This is a genomic window from Butyrivibrio sp. VCB2001 (genome assembly GCF_000423965.1).
In the GTDB taxonomy this organism is placed as follows: domain Bacteria; phylum Bacillota; class Clostridia; order Lachnospirales; family Lachnospiraceae; genus Butyrivibrio.
Window position 1 is genome coordinate 148,864 of the sequence record NZ_AUIZ01000005.1, and the last position, 17,809, is coordinate 166,672.

Here is a 17,809-nt window from a genome sequence, read left to right on the forward strand (position 1 = left end):
TTAGAACGTGTCAGTCTGGTTGAGCCATCTGTGATCGTAAAAGAGCCAGCTCTTGTATGGAAGAACTCTTACTCCCATTTTATCTGCTTCTCTTAAGAAATACAAAAAGTAAAGCACGCAGAATATGATCACTGCAGCTGTGACTCTCTTTTTCTTCTTAGGGTCTTTTATGCTGCAGATGATATTGGGCAAAAGAAGCATCTGAGCCGTTGTCAGATAGTATGAAAATCTCGTTACCAGAGGAAGCCAGTAGCAGCTCAGGTAAAGAGCAGTTCCCATGATGTTCATGTTGAAATACATGCGGTTATCGATGCGATTCTTGATGGCATCTTCGTAGCAGATTAGGCATATCACCAGTACAAAAATGCATCCTGCTATAGGAGCTGCATACTCGACAACGGTATGTACCTCCTCGATATATACGGTATTTCTGTAAGAAGGATAGAGCTTCAGCGCAATATCCATTATCTGTTTGTTAAAGAGTCCTACCACGACTGCAAATACTGCCAAAAGAACTATCGCCCATCTCTTCCACTGCACCCTTGCCAGAAGGTACATGGGAATTACTACCAGTACCGACTTGTGGAAGGTTGCTGCAAACAGTATCAGTACAAAGAACTTGATGATACCCTGCCAATTGATATCCACCAGATAGCGCAGTGCAAAGGTGGCGATGGCCAGGGCAAAGTAATACCTGACAGTATTAAAGCTCTTGTAGTAAAGGCCAAATGTCATGAATATGAAAAATCCCCAGGCAAAGCTGTCGCTCTGATCCTTTATCACCTTCAGGAAAACAGCTACTATTGCAGCTCCGAAAACTCCGAACATCAGAAGATAATCTTCCTTGCCTGAGAGCGTGTAGAGTATCCTTACAACCAGATTAAATCCGGGCTCGGTAACGACATAGCCCCTCTGGAATATCTCATGGCAGGTAACCACATAGGTTCCGTAGTCATTACCAACCTCGTGGCGAAGAGCCGCAAGGGTTGTAAGTATCATAAACACAGAAACAAGACACAGAGCATTAAGAGCTCTCTGCCTTGTTGTATATCCCATCAATATTTCACCATGCGCTTTTGTAACAGTCTGAACATGGCAAGCCAGCACGATGGTGATGGCAGCTATCAGCACATAAAGAACCATTTACTCCATCACTCCGACTATTTTTATATCCTGCTTTTGAAGGGTATAGACCACTTTGTCCATAACCTCTGTCTTATCTTTTCCGGATCTGAGTTTTAATATAACTCCGTCTGCTGCTCTCATTCTGTCGAACTCATCAAGGTCATATCTGAACTGGTCTGTAGCAAGCTCAATATAGTTGCCGTCGTACTCAAGAAGATGTGATCTGTTGGCATTGTACTCATCAGTATCTCTCTTGCCAAGGTAAGGAATCTGTGGATATCTGATCACCCAGTCCCTCTCAGTGTAGATGGCATCGTCGAAGATTCCGTATAAAAGAACTGCAAACAGGCTCACGAAAAGACCTATGAGAGCTCCTAAAAATGCTGCATTACCCTCTCTGGTATACTCGTCGTATTCCTCGATCTCCGCATCTGTCCAAAGATCTATTGATGCTATCATGTCCAGAACATCCGCAAATGCAGGAAGTGCAACCTTGTAGGCATCAGATATGCTCTGGATCATCTCCTTGTCTGTACCTGTAACAACAACGGTGAGAATCCTGTAATCTCCGAGTATCTCGCCCTTAACACACTCAAGGATCTGTGCCTTGGTAACTCCGGGCGCCTCTTCCAGAGCCCTGTTTACAACAGGGTCGTCTCTTAGTATTCCGTCCCAGGTATAGGCATTGAAATAATCCGGTCCCTGAGGGAATGCTTCATAATCAAAGTTTATATAGTAGTCGTTTCTTATGCGATAAACGGTATTGCCACTCTTTACATTGCTGTAGATCACATAACTGACAAATCCAAGCAATGCGCCAAGTGCTGTCACTGCAATGACAATCCAGAATCTCTTTACAAACTGCCTGAAGAACCTTTTCAGATCTATAGGTCTTGTATCAAAGTCCTTTGTGGACATGTTTTTCCTCCCCCGGATGGCAATATTTACTCTATTTTAATAATAAGAATTGCGCCGCCTCATTGCAATAACCTATTTACTTAAGGAGTCTCTTTATGTATGCGCCTGTATAGGACTTTTTGCACTTTGCAACCTCTTCGGGAGTTCCGGCAACCACTACAGTGCCGCCCTTGGAGCCACCTTCAGGTCCCATATCTATGATATAGTCTCCGGTCTTGATAACGTCGAGGTTGTGCTCAATGACAACCACTGTGTTACCCTGATCAACAAGAGTGTGCATGATCTTAACCAGCTTCTGGACATCTGCAAAGTGAAGACCTGTTGTGGGCTCGTCCAGAATATAAACAGTCTTACCTGTTCCAACCTTGGAAAGCTCGGTTGCGAGCTTGATCCTCTGAGCCTCACCACCGGAGAGCTCTGTGCTGGGCTGACCGAGTTTCACATAACCAAGTCCTACATCGTAGAGAGTCTGGATCTTACGCTTAATGGTCTTGACGTTCTCAAAGAACTTAAGAGCCTCTTCTACGGTCATATCAAGGACATCGTATATGTTCTTACCCTTATATCTGACTTCCAGAGTCTCGTGATTGTATCTCTTACCTCCGCAGACTTCACAGGGTACATAAACATCAGGAAGGAAGTGCATCTCAATCTTGATGATTCCGTCTCCACCGCAAGCTTCGCATCGTCCGCCCTTAACGTTGAAGGAGAATCTTCCCTTCTTGTAACCCCTTGCCTTGGCGTCGGGAGTTCCGGCAAAGAGGTCTCTTATCATGTCAAATACGCCTGTATAGGTTGCAGGGTTTGAACGTGGTGTTCTTCCGATAGGTGACTGATCGATGGCGATTACCTTATCCACCTGCTCTAGTCCCTCGATGGCCTTATGTTTGCCCGGGATAACTCTTGCCCTGTTAAGATCTCTTGCCAGGTGCTTGTAGAGAATCTCGTTGACAAAAGAGCTCTTGCCTGAGCCTGAAACACCAGTAACAATGGTCATTACTCCAACCGGAACATCTATGTCGATGTTCTTAAGGTTGTTCTCCTGCGCGCCTTTTATCTTAAGCCATCCCTTTGGCTGCCTTCTGGTGGCAGGAACTTCTATCTTGAGTTTTCCGGACAGGTACTGGCCTGTCACAGACTCTTTTACCTTCATGATATCCTCGGCAGTTCCGCAGGCAACGATCTTGCCTCCATGAGAACCGGCTCCGGGACCAACGTCAACGATGTAGTCCGCAGCTCTCATGGTATCTTCATCGTGCTCAACAACGATAAGAGTATTGCCAAGGTCTCGCAGGTTCTTAAGCGTGTTAAGAAGCTTGTCATTGTCCCTCTGATGAAGACCGATACTGGGCTCATCGAGGATGTAGCATACTCCGCAAAGGCCTGAGCCGATCTGGGTCGCAAGCCTTATTCTCTGAGCCTCTCCGCCGGAGAGAGTTCCTGTAGCTCTTGAAAGGGACAAATAATCCAGTCCCACGTCTACAAGGAATCCGACTCTTGCCTTGATTTCCTTGAGGACCTGGGCTCCTATCATCTCCTGCTGTGTTGTGAGTTTCATGTTCTCGAGATAGCTTTGAAGCTCATCTATGGACATGGAAGTGATCTCGTAAATATTCTTGTCATCTATGGTTACAGCAAGGGATTCCTTCTTAAGTCGCTGACCGCCGCAGAGCTGGCAGGGTGTAATTCTCATGAATTCCTCATACTCTGCCTTCATGGCTTCAGAGAATGTCTCTCTGTAGCGCTGTTCTACATTCTTGATAAGACCATCAAATTTGATGGGGTAATCGCCTTCGCCCCTCTGGCCCTTATAGTGAACCTTAACGGTTCTGTCAGAACCGTAAATGATCATATTCTGAACTTCCTCAGACAGCTCCTCGAATGGTGTATCAAGGCTGAATTTGTATTCCTTGGCAAGTGTGCGGAGTACGGCGTTGCTAAAGCTTGAGTCCTTGTTGGCTGACTGCCATCCCATTACAACGATACATCCGTCATTGATGGAAAGACTCTTGTCAGGGATCATGAGATCGGCATCAAATTCCATCTTGTAGCCAAGTCCCACACAATCAGGGCATGCGCCGAAAGGATTGTTGAAGGAAAAGCTTCTGGGCTCGATCTCAGGGATACTGATCCCACAGTCAGGACATGCAAAGCTCTGACTAAAGCTCAGTTCCTGTCCATCGACTACATCCACAAGAAGGAGTCCCTCTGTAAGCTGAAGGGCATTCTCTATGGAATCGGTAAGTCTGCGGCGGAGATTCTCATTGTCATCTCTGACCACGATCCTGTCTACGATGATCTCGATGTTGTGCTTGATATTCTTGTCCAGCTTGATCTCTTCTTCGGAAATGTCGTACTGGCTGCCATCGATCCTGGCTCTTACATAACCTGCACGCTTAGCTCTGTCCAGGGTCTTCTGGTGTTCACCCTTTTTGCCTCTGACAACAGGTGCAAGTATCTGGAGCTTGGTTCCGTCACCAAGGGCCATGATCTGGTCGCACATCTCATCCACAGTCTGTCTGCGGATCTCTCTTCCGCAATTAGGACAGTGCGGAACACCGATCCTTGCATAGAGAAGTCTGAAGTGATCGTAGATCTCCGTAACTGTTCCAACGGTAGATCTCGGGTTCTTGTTGGTAGATTTCTGGTCGATGGATATTGTAGGGGAAAGGCCCTCGATTGCCTCAACATTGGGCTTGTCCATCTGCCCCAGGAACATTCTAGCATAGGATGAAAGAGACTCCATATAGCGTCTCTGGCCCTCTGCAAAGATTGTCTCAAAAGCAAGGGACGACTTACCTGAGCCTGACACACCGGTCAGGACTGTAAGAGTCTCCCTTGGGATCTTTACATTTACATGTTTTAAATTATGTTCACTGGCACCACGAACCCTGATATAGTCGTGTATATCAGAGGGAAGAATTCTCTTGGTGGTGTTCTTTTTGGTCATTCTGTTATCTGACATTTATATCTCCTAAATTCTTGAGTGCTCACAGCCCTGATGTGAGCTCATTGTGCACCTTCTTAAGGTCGATGAGTTGATCACGCAGCATTGCAGCCGTCTCGAAATCCAGCTCCGTAGCTGCTCGCTTCATCTTCTTCTGAACCTGGGCAATGAGCTTCTCCAGCTCGTCTCTGTCCATGGACTCAGGATCCTTCTCAAACTTGACTTCTTCCTTGGCAACTGCCTTGGTAACTGCAATGAGGTCACGGACTGCCTTCTTGATGGTCTGAGGTGTTATGCCGTGTTCCTCGTTATATTTCTGCTGAATAGCGCGACGTCTCTTGGTCTCATCGATGGCCTTTTTCATAGAGTCGGTCATGTTGTCGGCATACATGATTACGTGGCCCTCAGAGTTTCTGGCCGCACGTCCGATGGTCTGAATGAGAGAAGTCTCAGAACGAAGGAATCCCTCTTTATCCGCATCTATTATGGCAACCAGAGATATCTCCGGAATATCAAGACCCTCCCTAAGAAGGTTGATGCCCACAAGAACGTCAAAGACATCAAGTCTCATATCCCTGATGATCTCAGCTCTCTCCAGGGTGTCGATATCCGAGTGCAGATACTTGACCCTGATTCCGGACTCTGCAAGGTACTCTGTAAGATCCTCTGCCATACGTTTGGTGAGCGTAGTTACAAGGACCTTGTTCTTGTTGTCTATCTCTTTCCTGATCTCACCTATAAGATCATCTATCTGTCCCTCGACAGGGCGTACGTCAACCTCCGGGTCCAAAAGACCTGTCGGCCTTATTACCTGCTCTGCACGAAGAAGCTCATGTTCCTCCTCATACTTACCCGGAGTAGCCGAGCAAAACAGCATCTGGTCGATGTGCTGCTCAAACTCCTCAAAATTAAGAGGTCTGTTATCAAGAGCCGATGGCAGTCTGAAGCCATAGTCCACCAGAGTGAGCTTCCTGCTCCTGTCGCCGTTGTACATGGCTCCAACCTGAGGGATTGTCATGTGGGACTCGTCAACGATGATCAGAAAATCATCGTCAAAGAAGTCAAGAAGCGTCAGCGGAGGCTCGCCTGGCCTGGCAAAATTAAGATGCCTTGAGTAGTTCTCAATTCCGGAACAAAAGCCTGTCTCCCTCATCATCTCAACATCAAAGTTGGTGCGCTCAGCAATTCTCTGAGCCTCTATAAGTCTGTCCTCACCCTTGAAGAACTTAACCTGTTCCTCAAGCTCTTTCTCAATGTTGTCACAGGCTGCGTTGATCTTCTCCTGAGGTACAACATAGTGAGAAGCAGGGTAGATCATGACGTGGGTCAGCTCGCTCCTGACCTTGGAAGTAACAGGCTCCACTTCGCAGATCCTGTCTATCTCATCTCCGAAGAACTCAATTCTGATCAGATAATCATCAGCGTTTGCAGGGAAGACCTCAACCGTATCTCCGCGAACCCTGAAATTACATCTTCCAAGTTCCATGTCGTTTCTGTCATACTGGATCGCAACGAGGTCCTTGATCAGTTCATCTCTGTCCTTGGTCATGCCCGGACGCAGTGATACTGACATGCCCTTAAATTCCTCGGGGCTTCCAAGACCATAGATACAGGATACACTGGCAACAACGATCACATCCTTCCTCTCGGCAAGGGATGCAGTTGCAGAGAGTCTCAGCTTATCTATCTCGTCGTTGATCGCAGAGTCCTTGGCAATATAAGTATCAGTCTGTGGCACGTAGGCCTCAGGCTGGTAGTAATCGTAGTAAGAGACAAAGTACTCTACAGCATTCTCCGGGAAGAACTCCTTCATCTCTCCGTAGAGCTGTCCTGCCAGAGTCTTGTTATGGCTGATGATAAGCGTGGGCTTATTGAGCGCAGCAATGACATTGGCCATGGTAAAGGTCTTACCTGAGCCGGTTACTCCGAGCAGCGTCTCAAACTGATTGCCCTCTTTAAAACCATCAACTAATTTCTTGATCGCCTGGGGCTGATCGCCCGTCGGCTTATATTCAGAATGTAATTTGAAGTCCATGTTTTACCCTCAAATTTATGTCCACAAACAACAAGTGCATATACGTTGTCAGTATATCATTTCCAAAGTACATTGTCCACAATTTTTAGAACATCTGTTCGTTACAGATTGAGGGAATCGTAGGTATATACTAGGTCCTGCTCGATCACGAAATCCTCATCGCACACAGAGCCTGAATAATCTCCGCGGCCAAGTAGCTGCGTCGTGCACATAGCAGCCGTTGCAGCTCCTTCCGGGATTATCTCCGGCGTTTCATTACCCTTTGTAAGAAGGCTTCCAAGCCCCAGTATCACCACAAGTGCTACAAAAACCACCAGAAAGGTATAAGCAAATATCATCATTCTTCTTCCTCCTTTGGCAGTTTAAGCCAGTCGATATCGTCGCCATATTTCTCATCAAGTATCTCTCTTATTCTGATACCGGCCCTTCCAAGTCTCTCTTTTACCGCAGGGACTCTCATCTGAGCGTCTATAGCAGCGTAGCTCACAAACGTATCGTAGTGAGTCAGACCTAAAGAAATGACCATCGCAAGTACTGCTGCCACTGTGACATACCTTGCATTAGCCATAACTTTATTCCTTGCTGCTACCTTAGGATATTTCTTGAGCGCCGCCCTGATCTCTCTGCAGCTTCCATACCTGTCTTCCCTGTCCGGCCTTGTACACTTATCGATTATACCCATCAGTTCAGGTGAGCACTTGCCACCCATGATCTGCATCAGAGTCCTTCCGAAGCAGTAAATGTCCGTCCTCGGATCTGTCTCCCCAAGATTCCCGTACTGCTCCGGTGCTGCAAAGCCGCCGGTTCCAAGGTTTCTGGTATCTGACATCGCACCGCCCTCATAGTATCTGGCAGCGCCAAAATCGATGAGTGATACATGTCCGTCGGGACGAACCATGATATTGGCAGGCTTTAAGTCGCGGTAGACGACAGGTCTTTTGCCATCATGCAGATATGAGAGGATATCCAAGAGCTCAAGGCCCATGGACACAGCCTCTTTCTCACCAAGAAAGCCCTTGTGCTTGATAAACTTCTCAAGGCTGTTTCCCGGGACATACTCAAGGACAAATGCATCGTCATAAACATCTATGAGTTTCGGAATCGCAGGGTGGCTCAGTGCCTTAAGAAGTCCCACTTCTTCCTCTATGACGGAGCATATATCCCCGGCTCCGTATACATCTTTCTTTATCTGTTTGATGGTTACAGCACGGCCCTTTTCTTCATCGATTCCCATGAGCACTACACTGCTTCCGCCCTCACCGAGCTTTCTTTTTATCCTGTATTTGCCTCTGTAAAGAATTCCTGTATTCATCCCAATTACTCCTTTTAAAACTCCAGACACATGGCTGCTGCCGAAATGTTGTCCTTCTCTTTCCTGCTCCAGGCAAGCTCTGTGAGCTTCCTGCACTCCTGCAGCATATCCATATCTGTCACACACATCTGAGGACACAGCTTTTTATGCATCTCCTCAGGTTGCAGTGTTCTCCAGAAGCCGTCGCTGCAGGCCAGAACCGTTGTACTTCCCGAAAATGTTCCGTAACCCACTTCGATCTCGGGATCCATTGTGGTTCCCACGGACCAAAGAAGCACGTTTCTCTCAGGATCAGTCTCCATTTCCCCGGCAGTTATAAGGCCCTTATCCAGCTTGTCCTGAACCAGGCTCTGATCCTTTGTTATAGCCCGGGCTCTGGCGCTGTCTATCAGATATATTCGGGAGTCACCGATATTCAAGGTCATGTACCTTGTACCAATCTGCAAAAGAGCTGTCATAGTGGTTCCAAGGTTTATCCCCCTGTGCTTGCCATATCTCTTTAGCTCTCCGCAGACCTTCACGATAAGACGCTTTAGTGATGTCTCAGCAGTCTTAAACAGCTCATCCTCGCTCATACCCTGCATCAGAGACAGTTCCTCATTAAACCACCCCTCCAGAGCCCTTATCACCTTGCAGCTTGCAACTTCACCCTTGGACAGACCTCCCATTCCATCGCATACTGCGGCAAAAGAGATCCTTCCGTACCTTCTCGTATTGGCTACCTTGATCATAGCCGCGTCCTGATTTACCTTGCGCACTTTGCCGGCATCGGTAAAAATACATGCCTTTACTTCCATAAAACTCTTTACTCCTAAAAGACTGAAAAATGTTTGAACCAAACAATGATGTGCTACGCACAAAAAATAAGACTGTGTCGAAGATGTTCGACACAGTCTTTGATATTACACGTATACAATTTAATTGTCAAGAAGTTTTTCCATGACCTCGATACCCTTATCGAGCTGATTGTCAGTTTTGTCCTCAGCGTAGGCATCTGCGTCAAATTCAATTTCTACATCCGGCTCAATTCCTATGCCGTGGATGTTGTTGCCGTTAGGAGTATAGTAATCACTTACTGTAAGCTTAACAGCTGTTCCGTCCTTAAGATCAAAGATCCTCTGAACGATTCCCTTACCGAAGGTCGTTGTTCCGACCAAAGTTCCGATCTTGTAATCCTTGATGGCTCCTGAGAGAATCTCGGAAGCGCTGGCTGAATACTGATTTACAAGAACAACCACCGGAATATCAATCTCGTGCTCTCCGTCGCACTTGTAGTCATCTCTGTTTCCATCCCTGTCGACAGTGTAAACGATAAGTCCCTTGGGAAGGAGCTGTCTTGCGATCTCACACACAGCCTGAAGACTTCCACCCGGATTACTTCTTAGGTCGATGATAAGGCCCTGCATATCCTTCTCACGAAGCTCTGCCATGCCCTCAGCGAACTGGTCCGGAGTAACGTCGTCAAACTCAGTGATCTGAAGGTAGCCTATATTCTCTTTTTCCCCGACCATCTTGGTTGTTACTGTAGGAACCTCTACTGCGCTTCTCTCAACATCAACCTCTAGCTGCTCTCTCTTAGAGCCTCTTAAGATTGTGAGATGCACTGTTGTTCCCTCCGGTCCCTTGATCAGTGAAACAACTTCATCCAGCTCAAGGCCGCTTGTAGACTCTTTATTCACCTCAGAAATGATATCGTCTGTCTGAAGCTCTGCTCTCTCAGCGGGAGTTCCGGGCATTACACCTGAAATCCTGGGAAGACCCATATCTTCATCTATGCTGACATAAGCACCGATACCATAGTAAACACCTGCAGTGTCGGACAAAAGATCATTGAGCTCCTCCTCTGTGTAGTAGACAGAGTAGGGATCTCCCAGCGAGTCCATAAGTCCTTTATAAATACCGTCAGCTTCAACCTCATCGCTGACATCGGGTTTGTAGTAATACTCGTCGATAACGTCATCTAGAGCCTCGATCTTTTTTGCAATGTCTTCTGTGAGAAGGTCGTCTCCGCTTCCTCCGAGCTTACCTGCTACCTGGGAAGAACCACCAAAGAATCCCGCAAAAGGATTTGCAAATAAGAATACATATATTCCTGCCACTATGAACAGGGCAATGAAACATCCCACCAATATTCCGGCTATAAACCTTCTGGTGAGTTTCCCCTTATCCTCAGGTATCTGAGGCATCTGTGGGGGCATTGATTCAAAATTATTATTAATATCCACTTTTACTCCTATCCGGCTTACTTAAGATAATTCCATGGGCTTACGTAATTGCCGTTAAGTCTGACACCAAAGTGAAGGTGCGGACCTGTAGATCTTCCGGTCGAACCTACTGCTCCGATCTTGGTTCCTGAGGTAACATCCTGTCCCTTTGAAACGTAGAGAGCCGAGCAGTGCATGTAGATGGTATAAAGACCTCCTCCATGGTTTATCATGATGTAGTTACCCATGGATGAGTTGTAATCGGCTGCTACTACCGTTCCGTTGTAGGCTGCAAGTACAGGTGATCCCGATGGAGCTGCCAGATCTATACCGTTATGCATCTTCTCAACTCCGAGAGTCGGATGCATTCTCATACCGTAGTTATCGGAAATCCTTGTGTAGCTGGGAGCCGGCCAGGTGAACATTCCACCGTCATACATGTATCTGCTGTAGAGTGATGCCTTGTCCGCTGCAACTTCTCTTTCCAGGGCGGCGATCGCTGCGTTCTCAGCCTTGATCTCGTCCTCGTAGGCCTTGATGGCTGCTTCCTTCTGAGTGATATCCATTTTAACAGCTGAAAGCTCATTGGCCTTGGTGTCCATAAGAGCCTGAAGAGAAGCTTCCTCATCTTCCTTGGCAGCTTTGGCTTCATCAAGTGTAGCCTTTTCTTCTTCAAGGGCCTCTTTGGTGAGCTTTATGAGCTCAGTTGTTGCTATATATTCATTGAGCTTTTGTCTGTCGTAGGAGGAGAGCATCTCAATGTACTCCGCCTTGTTCAGCATATCGGCAAAGGTTCCTGACTGTATGAGAAGTTCAAGATAGAGCGTATCTCCGCGTTCATACATGAACTTGATTCGCTTTTTCATGGCCTCATACTGAGCCTTCTGAACAGCTTCTGCCTCTATAAGCTCCTGCGTTGTTGTCTCTATCTGCTGCTCTTTTTCAGTAATCTCATTGTTAAGCGAATCTATCTTTTCCTGGATATCGGTAAGCTGTCCGTCAAGCTGAGTGATATAGTTGTTGAGGTTGGACTTACTGGTCTCCAGTTCCTTCTTGACCTTCTCAAGATCTGTCTTGGCATTCTTAAGAGAGTCTCTCTCCTTCTTGGCCTCGCTGATCTGATTCTCCTTGGCCTTGATGGACTCCTCGGTAACCTCAGCATAACTGGTAACAGCAGATGCCATAAAGACAAAAACAGCCATTAAAAGGCACAGGATAACGCCCGATATTCTTTTTGTGCTTCGTTTAAAAAATCTAATCACCTATGGGTCGTCCTTATCCTGATCTTTATACGTGCAAGTGCTTTCTTACTGTGATGAAACTTCCGAAGAAACCGATACCGATACCGATGAGAAGTGATATTGGAATTAGGCTGTTGAACACTGTCTCAACAGGCAGGAAGTTCAGGAGTGAACTTAGCATTGTAAATCTTGATACAACGTAGGTGATAACGTGTGTATATACGAAATAGATGATGATCAGAGGTATAGCGGATCCGATAAGACCGATAAGAATACCCTCAACAACGAAGGGTGCTCTTACAAAGAAGTCTGTGGCTCCGATATACTTCATGATGTTGATCTCGTCTTTTCTGACTGCAATACCCATAGTTACAGTGTTACTAATAAGGAATATTGATACCAGCAAAAGAACTATGATAATACCCGCAGACACATAAGCAATAAGGAGGTTGAGTCCGCTAAGGGTTGTAGCTGTAACCTCAGACCTGTTAACCTCTCTTACAGATGTGATGGACTCTATATAAGTTACAAGAGCCGGCTGCATTGATACGTCGTTAAGATAGATCTGAAGGTTGGCTGAATCTGCCAGAGGATTCTCTGTGAATCCGTCTGCATACTCTCCAAGGTACTCCTCCTTGAAGCCTTCCCACGCCTCATCAGCTGAAACGTACTGGATCTCACGGACCTCTGTCCTCTTCTCCAGATCACTCTTTACCGCAAGGATCTCATCCTCAGTTGTTCCCTCGTTGAAGAACACTGTTACAGAGACTCCTTCCTCCGCTGTCTTAACCACGTTCTGGAAGTTTGTGATTATGGCATAAAACAGACCAAACAGGAAAAGACATGCTGTAATGGTGGCAATTGATGCCAGGGTGTACCATTTATTACGTCCCAGGTTCTTAAAGCCCTGGCCTATTGTGTAAAAGAAACTATTAATCCTCATCGATGTACATACCCTCTTCCTCGTCCTCTATAATGACGCCCTTCTTCATGGTAATAACTCGCTTCTTCATAGCATTTACTATCTCTCTGTTGTGAGTAACTACGATGACGGTTGTACCATTCTCGTTGATCTGTTCCATGAGTTTCATAATTTCCCAGGAATTATTGGGATCCAGGTTACCGGTAGGCTCGTCAGCAAGAAGAATGGCCGGCTTGTTTACAAGGGCCCTTGCAAGAGCAACTCTCTGCTGCTCACCACCTGAAAGCTGATTGATCTTGTTTTTGTATTTTCCTGCCAGATTGACTGTGGCAAGTATTGACGGAACGTTTCGCTTTATGTCCCTTGTGGGAGTCTGAACAATCCTCTGGGCAAAAGCGACGTTTTCATAGACGTTTCTGTCCTTTAAGAGACGGAAATCCTGGAAGACAATTCCAAGGTTTCTCCTGAACTTCGGAATCTTGCTGTGCTTGATTCTCTTTAAATTATAGCCGAGAACTGTAATCTCGCCGTCAGTGGGAACAAGCTCTCTGAGCAGCAGCTTAATAAGAGTAGACTTACCTGATCCGCTGTCGCCCACTATAAAAACAAATTCACCCCTCTTAATGTGAAGGGTGACTCCGTTTAAGGCCGGTGCACCCGTAGAATAAGATTTAGTCACGTTTTCAAGCGTGATAACCTCATCCTCGGGGATCTGCCTGTTTGTCCTTCTTTTTCTGTATCCTCTTTCCATAACTCTCCTCTTTGTTAAACCGTAATATGTCTGCTACCTGACATATCAATTACGTGAACCTCTCCATATACTTCATATATCTTACAACCATTAATGCAATTTTGAAAGTAATGGCATCGTCAAAGACTCTCAGATCAAGGCCGGTGCTCTTCTGAAGCTTGTCCAGTCTGTAAACAAGAGTGTTTCTGTGTATGAAGAGCTGTCTTGAGGTCTCGGATACATTGAGGCTGTTCTCAAAGAACTTATCAATGGTGCTGAGGGTCTCCTGATCAAACTCATCAGGGTTCCTTCCTCCGAAGATCTCTTTTATAAACATCTTGCAGAGCGGAATAGGAAGCTGATAGATAAGTCTTCCGATACCCAGCTCGCTGTAGCAGATAACCTTGCGCTCGTCAAAGAAGATCTTACCTACATCAAGAGCCATCTTGGCTTCCTTGTAGGAACGGCTCACTTCCTTGATCTCGCCAACAACTGTACCATAGGCGATCCTTACGCCTGAAAGTCCCTCTTTTTCAAGTGAGGATAAGATATCCTCTGCTGATCTTGCAATCTCGTAAGGCTTAGCCATCTCGCTGACATCCTTGACTACGATGACGTTGTCCTCATCTACCTCTGTAACAAAATCAGTTCCGCTGCCCACACAGGTTCTTGTGAGCTCAAGTATATTGCTGTCTCTTCCGCCGGCGCACTCTACAATCATGGCAACTCTCTTGGCGTCGCTCTGGATGTGAAGCTTCTTGGCTCTGCTGTAGATATCAACCAGAAGAAGGTTGTCAAGGAGCAGGTTCTTGATAAAGTTGTCCTTATCAAAGCGCTCTTTGTAAGCAACCAAAAGGCTCTGGATCTGATATGCGATCATCTTGCCCAGCATATATACGTTGTCACCGCTTCCGGTGCAGATGAGCAGATACTCAAGCTGCTGCTCGTCATATATCTTGAAATACTGATAGCCCTGAATCTCCTGCGAATCTGCAGGCGACTCAACAAAGTCCCTGGCCACTGCCGAAACGTTGCCGATCTCATTGGTGGTAGATGCAACCTCCTTACCGTCAATATCAAGCACACAAAGGTCTACATGCGCTATGTTCTTGAGTCCGTCGATTGTGTTCTGCAAAATCTGATTGGATATCATGTATCACTCTTTCTTGCACCTTTAGTGCAGGTTAAATTATTACAATATTTGTAATGAAAACACATTACTTAACCATTTTAATATAAATGTACAAAAAAATCTATACAAACAGAGGTGTTTTTTGTCTATTTTTTTATTTTTGTAGTCAAAAGTCACAAAAACGCCTCTTGTTTTTTGCCATCCGACTTTCTTCCTGCCGATAATATTTTTGGTCCTTAGAGCCGATATAACAGATAAGGGAAAGTATATTCATACACAAGGAGGTGGCCTTATGGATATTCCTGCTTTATCGATGGCCCTTGCTCAGAACAATATCAAGAATGATTATGGCGTTGCTATGCTCGCAAAGAGTCTCGACAATCTCGAGGCAAACGGCGCAGCCATGGTTTCGGCCATGAATTCAATGCCCTCGCCATCTCTTGATCCCAATGTCGGTCAAAATATCGACATAAGCATCTGAGGCCATCAAAACCGTGCAGTATTGCACAAGAAAAGACCCGCTGAACGTTTCAGTGGGTCTTTTTGATTATATAAAGGTATTTAATATTTCTAATCCGATCATATAAGCTGCAGCGATGACGATGGCCAAAACAAGCGGAACAGTGATGAGTTTATAGCCCTGCTTGCGACATTTCGGAATGCTGACAAAGAACTCTTTTCTCTTCTCAATATCAGAAATCTTTATCACCACACAGAATGCGATTGCCGTGAAGATAACCGCCGCTATGAAATAAATTCCGATGGTCAAAAGAATCTGTCCCGTTGCCTCCATCTCTGTAAGCATGCTCTCTGCATTATCCAGAACATCCGAAGTTGCATACATCAGCACCACCTCAATAGAGTTGAAAGTTGCGTGGGCGATAAATGAAGTCAACACACTTCCGGTAGCCTCCACCAGGAGTGAGAGCATAAGTCCCATGGCTGCGCCATAAGCAAACTGGTTGAAGTTCATGTGCGTCAGTCCAAAAAGGATTGATGAGAGGATCATGGAACCGATGATCCTTCCGGTTCTCTGATAACTCTGAAGGAAAAAGCCTCTGAACACAATCTCTTCCACAAAAGGTCCAAAGAATCCTATCAGCAAAAACATCTCCCACATCGGCATTCCGGTGATCTCATCCGACAGACCAACGATGGTGTTGTCGACAAAGAGCATCGAAACCGAATTGATAAAGGTCACCAGCGGAAAAAGAAGTACCACATACAGCACCGTAAGAAGCGCGGAAGATATCTTTATCCTCTTAAAGGGAATAAGCACCCCCAGCTTGTCTCCGTGGTAAAGGATCGTGGCAATGGCCGGAACCAGTATCATAAGCTCGCTCAAGATGTTACTGGCAGTAATGGAGAGTTCACCTCCTGTGGTAAATACCCAGGCTGTAAGTAAAAGTACCAGCGCCAGTGTGGATAGAATCATATAAAGATAAGCTCTGTTGGCTCTTTTATAGTCCATTTAAGTCCTCACTTTTTGACAATTGAATCGGGTCTTATTTCGATCTTGCCTTCCTTGAGAAGTCTTCCGACAGCTCTTTTGAACTCATTCTTACTCATGCCTGCCTTATCTCTGATAAGTTCAGGTGAAGCCTTATCCGTAAAGGGGAGCTTACCGCCGCACTCCTCTATCATGGAAAAGACCTTTTCAGCATCCGTATCCATCTGAAGATATGCCTTCTCTCTGATACTCAGATTGAGCTTACCGTCGTCCTTAACAGATACGACTCTTGCTGTTACCTGATCGCCAATCTGAATATTTCCATAGAGTTCCTTCTTGGGGATCAGACCTGAATATATATCGTCAACGGCCACAAAGGCACCGAAGTTGTCGCTCATCTCATAAACAGTGCCCTTAACCTTGTCATCCTTGCCATAGGGCGAGTTTGTAAGCAGATACTGGTAAACGTTCATGGTCACACAGAGCCTGTTGCTCTTGTCGATGTACATGGCGCAGAGTACCTCTTCGCCGGGCTTAACCTTTCTGGTCTGCTCCTTGAAAGGAAGAAGTACGTCCTTCTCAAGGCCCCAGTCCATGAAAGCTCCGATCCTGGCAACATCCTTGACCTTAAGCATTCTCACATCACCCAGCATGATCTTTGGCTCATTGGTTGTTGCAATCAGCCTGTCGTCTGAGTCTCTGTAGATAAAGACCTCTATCTTGCTGCCGACTTCTGTTCCTTCCGGAACCTGCTTATTTGGTAAAAGAACTTTCTCCTCCGGGTCGGTATCTGCAAGATACACACCGAAGTCCACCTTCTTAACTACCTTTAAAACCTGCTTTTCTCCTAATTTGATCATAAGTCCTCCGTTTCTCTCTACCGAGATTTCGCAATTGCATCATTGCGCAATAAACTCAACCTTGCAGACACTATGTCCGTCTGCATCCTTTAAATTAATAGTATAAGACATATTGCCATTTTGCAAAGATTTATAAACATCGGGGTACAATATGTCCCCAAGTCTTGCCTGTTTTCTGTATTCGGCTCTGATCCTCTTAATATTGATGCTCTCATTATCAAGTCTTCCAAGAGCCATTCTTACGTACTGTCCGTTGTTTACGTGGTTGTTGGTATCAAGGTGGTGCTCCCTTACCACGATCTCATCCGCTGCCACAGGAGTAACATCCCCGGGGAGTACGATCTTTCTTGGTAAGTACTCCATATCAAGGCGCTCCTCCACAGGATAGGCCTCGATGATCTCAGGCGTCACCTTGGCAGGAAGCCCTTTTTCAAAGTTATAGAGAGTCCACTCTGAATTGGCAACAGCAAGTCTCTCGCCCTCCTTGGTGTCCATGAAGAAGTTACGAAGACCAAAGTAGCCCTTGATCTCGTAGGGCACGGTTCCTATTGTCACTTCCTCGCAGAGCTTAGGCAGCCTGTTTATCTCGATCTGCCAGGAGTTCAAAACCCAGGCAATACCGTTTGCTTTCAGATACTCCATGGTAGCCGGTCCGTCCTGCGTGTGGAACGTGGAACAATCCTGAAAATAGTTGATCAGAGATTCTATGGTCAGTTCCGCATTGGTATCTGTCTCGCTATATCTGATTCGTGAATTGAAGCTGTACATTGTTTTCCCCCGTGTTATTGCAGACGCACAAAAAAGCTCCTCAAAGCTAACGCTTTGAAGAGCTTGATAGCTGGGCTAGTAGGATTCGAACCTACGTAATGACGGAGTCAGAGTCCGTTGCCTTACCGCTTGGCGATAGCCCATCGGACAAGAAGTAATTATACG

General features: G+C 46.1%; 16 protein-coding genes and 1 tRNA gene. 1 reads left to right on the top strand and 16 read right to left on the bottom strand.

What is annotated here, in order from left to right; all coding sequences use genetic code 11:
* The 12 genes from G589_RS0107740 to G589_RS0107795 form a co-directional block, all read right to left on the bottom strand.
* Window positions 1-1,143, bottom strand: a complete 1,143-nt coding sequence (locus tag G589_RS0107740) for an EpsG family protein (RefSeq protein WP_026521709.1) — start codon at window positions 1,141-1,143, stop codon at window positions 1-3.
* A complete protein-coding gene (locus tag G589_RS0107745; RefSeq protein WP_026521710.1) occupies window positions 1,144-2,043 on the bottom strand; it encodes a hypothetical protein in 900 nt (299 codons plus the stop codon). It lies immediately after the preceding gene.
* Window positions 2,044-2,119: 76 nt separating this feature from the next.
* The gene (gene uvrA / locus G589_RS0107750) at window positions 2,120-4,993 is read right to left on the bottom strand and encodes an excinuclease ABC subunit UvrA (RefSeq protein ID WP_051192257.1); all 2,874 of its coding nucleotides are present in this window, start codon (window positions 4,991-4,993) and stop codon (window positions 2,120-2,122) included.
* Between the two features lie 40 nt (window positions 4,994-5,033).
* Window positions 5,034-7,025: an excinuclease ABC subunit UvrB gene (gene uvrB / locus G589_RS0107755; RefSeq protein ID WP_026521712.1), complete on the bottom strand. Its 1,992-nt coding sequence runs from the start codon at window positions 7,023-7,025 to the stop codon at window positions 5,034-5,036.
* A gap of 101 nt (window positions 7,026-7,126) precedes the next feature.
* Complete coding sequence (locus tag G589_RS0107760) at window positions 7,127-7,366, bottom strand: hypothetical protein (protein WP_026521713.1); 240 nt, start codon at window positions 7,364-7,366, stop codon at window positions 7,127-7,129.
* A complete protein-coding gene (locus G589_RS19265) occupies window positions 7,363-8,337 on the bottom strand; it encodes a serine/threonine protein kinase (RefSeq protein ID WP_051192249.1) in 975 nt (324 codons plus the stop codon). Before G589_RS19265 ends, G589_RS0107760 begins: the two co-directional genes overlap by 4 nt.
* A gap of 14 nt (window positions 8,338-8,351) precedes the next feature.
* Window positions 8,352-9,134 (bottom strand): PP2C family protein-serine/threonine phosphatase, encoded by a 783-nt coding sequence (locus G589_RS0107770; protein ID WP_026521714.1) that lies wholly within the window; start codon window positions 9,132-9,134, stop codon window positions 8,352-8,354.
* 120 nt (window positions 9,135-9,254) lie between these two features.
* On the bottom strand, window positions 9,255-10,562 hold the full coding sequence (locus G589_RS19270; RefSeq protein ID WP_242826433.1) for a S41 family peptidase: 1,308 nt from the start codon (window positions 10,560-10,562) through the stop codon (window positions 9,255-9,257).
* A gap of 17 nt (window positions 10,563-10,579) precedes the next feature.
* Entirely contained in the window at window positions 10,580-11,803 is a 1,224-nt protein-coding gene (locus G589_RS0107780) for a murein hydrolase activator EnvC family protein (RefSeq protein WP_035775630.1), read from the bottom strand.
* A 25-nt stretch (window positions 11,804-11,828) separates the two neighbouring features.
* Window positions 11,829-12,725 (bottom strand): permease-like cell division protein FtsX, encoded by an 897-nt coding sequence (ftsX, locus tag G589_RS0107785; protein ID WP_026521716.1) that lies wholly within the window; start codon window positions 12,723-12,725, stop codon window positions 11,829-11,831.
* Window positions 12,715-13,455 (bottom strand): cell division ATP-binding protein FtsE, encoded by a 741-nt coding sequence (gene ftsE, locus G589_RS0107790; protein ID WP_022768054.1) that lies wholly within the window; start codon window positions 13,453-13,455, stop codon window positions 12,715-12,717. The genes ftsX and ftsE overlap by 11 nt, the downstream gene beginning before the upstream one ends.
* A 49-nt stretch (window positions 13,456-13,504) precedes the next feature.
* Window positions 13,505-14,587 carry a PucR family transcriptional regulator gene (locus G589_RS0107795; protein WP_022768053.1) on the bottom strand — a complete coding sequence of 361 codons (1,083 nt, stop codon included), beginning with the start codon at window positions 14,585-14,587 and terminating at the stop codon, window positions 13,505-13,507.
* Window positions 14,588-14,858: 271 nt separating this feature from the next.
* On the opposite strand from G589_RS0107795, the gene G589_RS0107800 reads away from it, so the two are divergent.
* Window positions 14,859-15,047 carry a YjfB family protein gene (locus G589_RS0107800; RefSeq protein ID WP_022768052.1) on the top strand — a complete coding sequence of 63 codons (189 nt, stop codon included), beginning with the start codon at window positions 14,859-14,861 and terminating at the stop codon, window positions 15,045-15,047.
* Window positions 15,048-15,113: 66 nt separating this feature from the next.
* Here the strand turns inward: G589_RS0107800 and G589_RS0107805 are convergent, their stop codons facing one another.
* From G589_RS0107805 to G589_RS0107820, 4 genes are all read right to left on the bottom strand, one after another.
* Entirely contained in the window at window positions 15,114-16,037 is a 924-nt protein-coding gene (locus G589_RS0107805) for a CPBP family intramembrane glutamic endopeptidase (protein WP_026521717.1), read from the bottom strand.
* An 8-nt stretch (window positions 16,038-16,045) separates the two neighbouring features.
* Window positions 16,046-16,876 carry a CvfB family protein gene (locus tag G589_RS0107810; RefSeq protein WP_035775633.1) on the bottom strand — a complete coding sequence of 277 codons (831 nt, stop codon included), beginning with the start codon at window positions 16,874-16,876 and terminating at the stop codon, window positions 16,046-16,048.
* Window positions 16,877-16,915: 39 nt separating this feature from the next.
* A complete protein-coding gene (locus G589_RS0107815) occupies window positions 16,916-17,644 on the bottom strand; it encodes an acyl-[acyl-carrier-protein] thioesterase (RefSeq protein ID WP_026521719.1) in 729 nt (242 codons plus the stop codon).
* 70 nt (window positions 17,645-17,714) lie between these two features.
* Window positions 17,715-17,787, bottom strand: a tRNA-Gln gene (locus G589_RS0107820).
* Between the last annotated feature and the right edge of the window lie 22 nt (window positions 17,788-17,809).

Coding starts and splice junctions, on each gene's coding strand:
- G589_RS0107740 (WP_026521709.1), bottom strand. CDS start 1,143: ATGGTTCTTTATGTGCTGATAGCTGCCATCACCATCGTGCTGGCTTGC.
- G589_RS0107745 (WP_026521710.1), bottom strand. CDS start 2,043: ATGTCCACAAAGGACTTTGATACAAGACCTATAGATCTGAAAAGGTTC.
- uvrA (WP_051192257.1), bottom strand. CDS start 4,993: ATGACCAAAAAGAACACCACCAAGAGAATTCTTCCCTCTGATATACAC.
- uvrB (WP_026521712.1), bottom strand. CDS start 7,025: ATGGACTTCAAATTACATTCTGAATATAAGCCGACGGGCGATCAGCCC.
- G589_RS0107760 (WP_026521713.1), bottom strand. CDS start 7,366: ATGATGATATTTGCTTATACCTTTCTGGTGGTTTTTGTAGCACTTGTG.
- G589_RS19265 (WP_051192249.1), bottom strand. CDS start 8,337: ATGAATACAGGAATTCTTTACAGAGGCAAATACAGGATAAAAAGAAAG.
- G589_RS0107770 (WP_026521714.1), bottom strand. CDS start 9,134: ATGGAAGTAAAGGCATGTATTTTTACCGATGCCGGCAAAGTGCGCAAG.
- ftsX (WP_026521716.1), bottom strand. CDS start 12,725: ATGAGGATTAATAGTTTCTTTTACACAATAGGCCAGGGCTTTAAGAAC.
- ftsE (WP_022768054.1), bottom strand. CDS start 13,455: ATGGAAAGAGGATACAGAAAAAGAAGGACAAACAGGCAGATCCCCGAG.
- G589_RS0107795 (WP_022768053.1), bottom strand. CDS start 14,587: ATGATATCCAATCAGATTTTGCAGAACACAATCGACGGACTCAAGAAC.
- G589_RS0107800 (WP_022768052.1), top strand. CDS start 14,859: ATGGATATTCCTGCTTTATCGATGGCCCTTGCTCAGAACAATATCAAG.
- G589_RS0107805 (WP_026521717.1), bottom strand. CDS start 16,037: ATGGACTATAAAAGAGCCAACAGAGCTTATCTTTATATGATTCTATCC.
- G589_RS0107810 (WP_035775633.1), bottom strand. CDS start 16,876: ATGATCAAATTAGGAGAAAAGCAGGTTTTAAAGGTAGTTAAGAAGGTG.
- G589_RS0107815 (WP_026521719.1), bottom strand. CDS start 17,644: ATGTACAGCTTCAATTCACGAATCAGATATAGCGAGACAGATACCAAT.